The following is a 4,935-nucleotide window of genomic DNA, read 5'->3' as shown; positions in this document are numbered from 1 at the left end:
CGCCTCTGGGCACCATACAATTCCCTGTTAGTTCAGTCGGTAGAACGGCGGACTGTTAATCCGTATGTCGCTGGTTCAAGTCCAGCACAGGGAGCCATACTAAAAGCCTCATCTCACGATGAGGCTTTTTTTATACCTAACGCTTGCAGCGTGATCTCCTCTTACTTCTCTATTCTTGTTTATTGCTATTCTTTTTGCACATTCACTAATGGAATAGGCAAACATGATCACTTTATATGGCATCCCCCGCTCACGCTCACTACGTGTCTCTTGGTTACTGGAAGAACTTCAGCTTGATTGGAGTTACAAGTTCATCAATTTTAGCCAAGGCGAGAATCGTGCCCCTGATTTTTTAGCAATCAGTCCCGAAGGTAAAGTACCCGCTCTGCAAGATGGAGATCTCCACCTAAACGAATCAGCGGCTATCTGTTTATATTTAGCGGAGAAGTACGGACAAGGAAAATGGCTACCAGCTTCAGGTAGTGCAGACTCTGCGCGCCACCACCAGTGGGTCAGTTTTATTATTTCCGAGTTAGAGCAAGCCTTATGGAGCATTGGTAAACATAAATTTGCACTTCCTAAAGAACAACGTATTCCCGAAATGCTTGCCACCGCTCAATGGGAATTTAACAAAGCAGCGACAACTGCTTCGGGAAGGCTACCATCATCAACGTATCTCTTTGGTGAATCGCCACAAGTTGCGGATGTCTTATTGTGTCACACACTCAACTGGGCTGTTAAATTTGAGCAGGTATTACCTGAAAATCTTGAGACTTACCGACAAACCATGAGCGCGCGCTCTGCCATGAAAAAAGCACTCGAAAAAGAGCAATCACACAGCTAGCCTCTCTGCTACTTTCTCACTGCTTCAAGGTGCAGATGGCATCTTGAAGGAGCTAAGGTATAATACTGGCCTTCCCATTTTTAATACCGTGTGACTCCCTTCCACACTAAGTTCCCTATGACATCTCGAACACAAACACAGCCCGCTTCTTTAAAACAATGGCTAGAACCGATTATTGTCCTTTTAGTCCTAGGTTCCCTCTTTGGCTATCTAGGCCATCAAATGGGGCTCTCTGCGATGGTCAATACCCTATTTAACACAGCACACCAACTGCTGCTCAATACAGTTCTCTTCATTATGGGCATTACGGTCCTATCAGGAGCCCTCAGTCAGCTCTTAAGCGAGTTTGGGGTAATTCGATTACTTGAAGTGCTGCTGTCTCCCTTAATGAAACCTATTTTCCGTTTACCCGGTAGAACCGCCCTCGCCGCTCTGATGACGTTTTTTTCAGACAACCCAGCGGTGATCAGCCTTGCTAAAGATAAACAATTTCGCCAAGGCTTTACTCCATGGCAACTGATCTCCCTTACGAACTTTGGCACGGCCTTTGGTATGGGGCTGATCGTGGTTACCTTTATGGCTACTTTACAAATTGATAGTGGAGAAAATACCCTCAAAGCCGCCATGATCGGTTTATTAGGGGCTATCATCGGTAGCATGGTCTCCACGCGCTTCATGCAATACATGATCAAACCCATTGTGGGGGATGAGCTATTAGATGAGCCAGCAAAGGCTTCAAATAATGATGCAACTGATAGCCCAACGGAATCAACAGAAACCGAGCATCAACCGGCTTGGCTTCGTGTTCTTAACTCGTTACTGGATGGTGGTAAAGCCGGGGTCGAGCTAGGCATCGCGGTGATCCCTGGTGTGCTTATTATCAGTACTTTTGTCATGCTGCTTACCTTTGGCCCAAGTGAACAAGGCTATACAGGGGCAGCTTTTGAAGGCGTGGCCCTGCTACCTGTACTTGCTGCCAAAGTAGACTGGTTATTTGAGTTATTATTTGGGTTCAACCACCCTGAACTGGTTGCTTTTCTGGCAACCTCCCTCGGTGCAGTAGGAGCGGCAATGTCGCTGGTTCCCCCATTTATTGCCAAAGGCTTTGTAGGCGGTAATGAAATTGCGGTCTTTACTGCGATGGGCATGTGCTGGAGTGGTTTTTTAAGTACTCATACTGCAATGTTAGATGCACTGGGCTACCGTGCACTGACCTCACGAGCCATCATAGCTCACACGGCAGGCGGCCTTGTTGCTGGTATCTCCGCCCACCAGCTGTATCAACTATTTACTTAACCTTTCATCAAACAATTGCTGCCTAGGCTAAGCACTCATCATAACGTCTAGCCTGGGCCTACAACTATCTCGATGACATCACTGATCTAATACCTTTACCTTACACTTCAGCTACACCATTAATTAACTAAAAGTGGTGACCTATTTATCGAGGTTGCACACCAAGTTATTTTGCTTAGTAAAATTAAAGTTGAGGCAGAAAGTTCTTCATAAAACGGCTAGGCTTCATTCCCGGTTTGGCTTAATAAGACCATATGCTCAAAGGCTTTCGAGCCCCTTCCTAAAAATTTCTTCCACCTAAGCATTCTCTTTAATTACATAAAGAATGAGCCTCTATACCGTCTGGTCCAAATCCTGTTCAAGAGTAAAACTTTAACAAGATCCCATTCCAACCAATTTTAGATCCCACTTTTGAGAACAAAGCTCACAATTTCACATTAAAATGTTATTTCACGTCAAAAAATAAAAAAGAATTCCTACTCCAAGTCATCCATATGCCTTATAAGTTGTGACTTATTTATTTCGACCTAATAAATAAATATTTTTACTTGGCTAGCGGAATACATCACTTGATCAAACTGTCGCACACGAGCAGTCAACACCATTCATTTACGATATGAGCAATGAACTAATTCAACGGGGATATCATGAAGTTAAAAACCCAATCTTATTTACTCGCGAGCATTATACTCATTGCCCTTGTAGCAATGACTGTCACTGGCCTCTGGACCCTTCGTGTTGCAAGTAGCAATGATAACCAAGCTCGAGTTACCCAACTTTTTAAAAGTACTTACAGTATCCTAACTGAGCTTGAGCAAATGGCAGCACAAGGCCAATTGTCTGATGAAGAAGCTAAAGACGTTGCCACTCGCTTATTACGTAACAATATCTACAGTGACAGTGAATACGTCTACGTAGCAGATGAAAAACTTAACTTCATTGCCACACCGCTAGACCCTCAGTTACATGGCACCAGCTTTCACGACTTTCGTGACGGCTCTGGTAACAGCGTAGGCCAAATACTGCTGACTGCTGTGAACAGTAACCCCGGCCGCATCGCGGAGTACACTTGGACCCAAAAGCTCGCGGATGGCACTATTGAAGAAAAGCTCTCTATTGCAGAAAAAACTCCTCGCTGGGGCTGGGTTGTTGGTACAGGTATTGGCTTTAATGAAGTAAACGCACGCTTTTGGTCTACCGCTCAATGGCAGCTGGTTTTATGCCTTCTTATTGCTGGAGTCATTTTCGCACTCTTGCTTACCGCTATGAAACGCATGTTAAACCTGCTTGGTGGTGAACCAGCAGAAGTACTCAATGCCGTGCAAACCGTCGCAAAAGGTAACCTGTTAACCAACTACGATCGAGAAGCCCAAGAAGGCAGCGTCTACCACGCAATTCAAACCATGAGCCGCTCTCTGGCCGATATGGTCAATCACCTAACGACTTCCATGTTTAACTTACGCCAAGAGTTGGAATCAGTACAGGTTCGAGCCAATGAAGTAGACAGATTGACTCAAGGCCAACAGCAAGAAACCGAAATGATCGCCACAGCCATGACAGAGATGTCTTCTTCTGCTCATAGCGTTGCCGAATCAGCAAGAGAAACGGCTTTAAATACCGATGAAGCAGACAAACAAAGTCAGTTATCTCAGCAATTAATCCAAACCACAGTTCACAACATTGAAGGCTTAGCACAGCAATTAAATACGGCCACCGAAGCCGTAGGCCAGCTAGATAGCGAAGTAAACAACATTGTTAAAGTACTGGATGTGATTGGCGATATTGCCGAGCAAACCAATTTACTCGCACTCAATGCCGCCATTGAAGCAGCACGAGCTGGGGAGCAAGGACGTGGTTTTGCGGTCGTTGCCGACGAAGTTCGTAACTTAGCAGGACGCACTCAAGGCAGTACCAAAGAAATCCAGCAGATGATCAGTAACCTACAAACAGGTTCTCATAACGCGATTTCCAGCATGGAAGTCTGTGAAGAAACCAGCCAAAGCACGGTACTGGAATCAAAGAACGCAGCAGAAGCGTTGCAACAAATTGTATCTGCTTTAACCGTGATCACCGATATGAGCCACCAAATTGCAGGCGCAGCCGGAGAGCAAACCCAAGTGGGTGAAGATATTTCCGAGCGCATCAACTTAATTGAAGAAAGCGGCTTCAAACTCACTTCACTGGCTACGCAAAGCCAACAAAGCACAGAAAGCTTAGCTCAGCTCGCAGACGATCTTGAAAACTGGCTGAATAAATTCACCATTCAACGCTAATTTTCGACTTTACGATGAAAAAAAGCGCTCTCAGGCTTGAGGGCGTTTCTTTATTATCAGTCTACTTCCCTACCCAAAGCAGTAAAAACGGCTATTTTCTTCCAATGCATTCCTACCTTTCAGCAAAAAACACTAAGACCATTTCATTTTAGCCTCTCTTTTTTGTTCAAATCACCGCCGATAAGTGTATAAAAAACAGCGCATCGAACATTAATTCAGCAAACGAACATTTTTTTGTATTTTTTTGTTGACCTAAAACGGCAAAAGCCTTTTAATACACCCCGTCGCCCAGATAGCTCAGTCGGTAGAGCAGAGGATTGAAAATCCTCGTGTCGGTGGTTCGATTCCGCCTCTGGGCACCATATTTGACAACATGGTGCTGTTAAACAATATCATGTTCATATTTAGATAAAGTCTGAATATAAAAATTAAGTGTGCCGACTTAGCTCAGTAGGTAGAGCAACTGACTTGTAATCAGTAGGTCACCAGTTCGATTCCGGTAGTCGGCACCATTTATCTGTT

The 4,935-nt window shown here is 44.7% G+C and carries 3 protein-coding genes and 3 tRNA genes; all 6 read left to right on the top strand.

Going from position 1 to position 4,935, the window contains the following annotated elements:
• Positions 1–21 precede the first annotated feature (21 nt).
• The 6 genes from MHO82_RS25480 (at position 22) to MHO82_RS25455 (ending at position 4,925) form a co-directional block, all read left to right on the top strand.
• A tRNA-Asn gene (locus tag MHO82_RS25480) sits at positions 22–97 on the top strand.
• A 126-nt stretch (positions 98–223) separates the two neighbouring features.
• Positions 224–844, top strand: coding sequence for a glutathione S-transferase family protein (locus MHO82_RS25475; RefSeq protein WP_239189381.1), 621 nt, complete (start codon positions 224–226; stop codon positions 842–844).
• Between the two features lie 117 nt (positions 845–961).
• A complete protein-coding gene (locus MHO82_RS25470; RefSeq protein WP_239189380.1) occupies positions 962–2,140 on the top strand; it encodes a hypothetical protein in 1,179 nt (392 codons plus the stop codon).
• A 647-nt stretch (positions 2,141–2,787) separates the two neighbouring features.
• Complete coding sequence (locus MHO82_RS25465; RefSeq protein ID WP_239189378.1) at positions 2,788–4,413, top strand: methyl-accepting chemotaxis protein; 1,626 nt, start codon at positions 2,788–2,790, stop codon at positions 4,411–4,413.
• Between the two features lie 286 nt (positions 4,414–4,699).
• Positions 4,700–4,775, top strand: a tRNA-Phe gene (locus MHO82_RS25460).
• Positions 4,776–4,849: 74 nt separating this feature from the next.
• Positions 4,850–4,925 (top strand) — tRNA-Thr (locus tag MHO82_RS25455).
• The last annotated feature ends 10 nt before the right edge of the window (positions 4,926–4,935 follow it).

The sequence above is a fragment of the Vibrio sp. Of7-15 genome, from assembly GCF_022347565.1.
Taxonomy (GTDB): domain Bacteria; phylum Pseudomonadota; class Gammaproteobacteria; order Enterobacterales; family Vibrionaceae; genus NORP241.
The sequence above is the reverse complement of the archived record's forward strand: the minus strand, read 5'-3'. Positions and strand labels throughout refer to the sequence as shown.

Coding starts and splice junctions, on each gene's coding strand:
- MHO82_RS25465 (WP_239189378.1), top strand. CDS start 2,788: ATGAAGTTAAAAACCCAATCTTATTTACTCGCGAGCATTATACTCATT.
- MHO82_RS25470 (WP_239189380.1), top strand. CDS start 962: ATGACATCTCGAACACAAACACAGCCCGCTTCTTTAAAACAATGGCTA.
- MHO82_RS25475 (WP_239189381.1), top strand. CDS start 224: ATGATCACTTTATATGGCATCCCCCGCTCACGCTCACTACGTGTCTCT.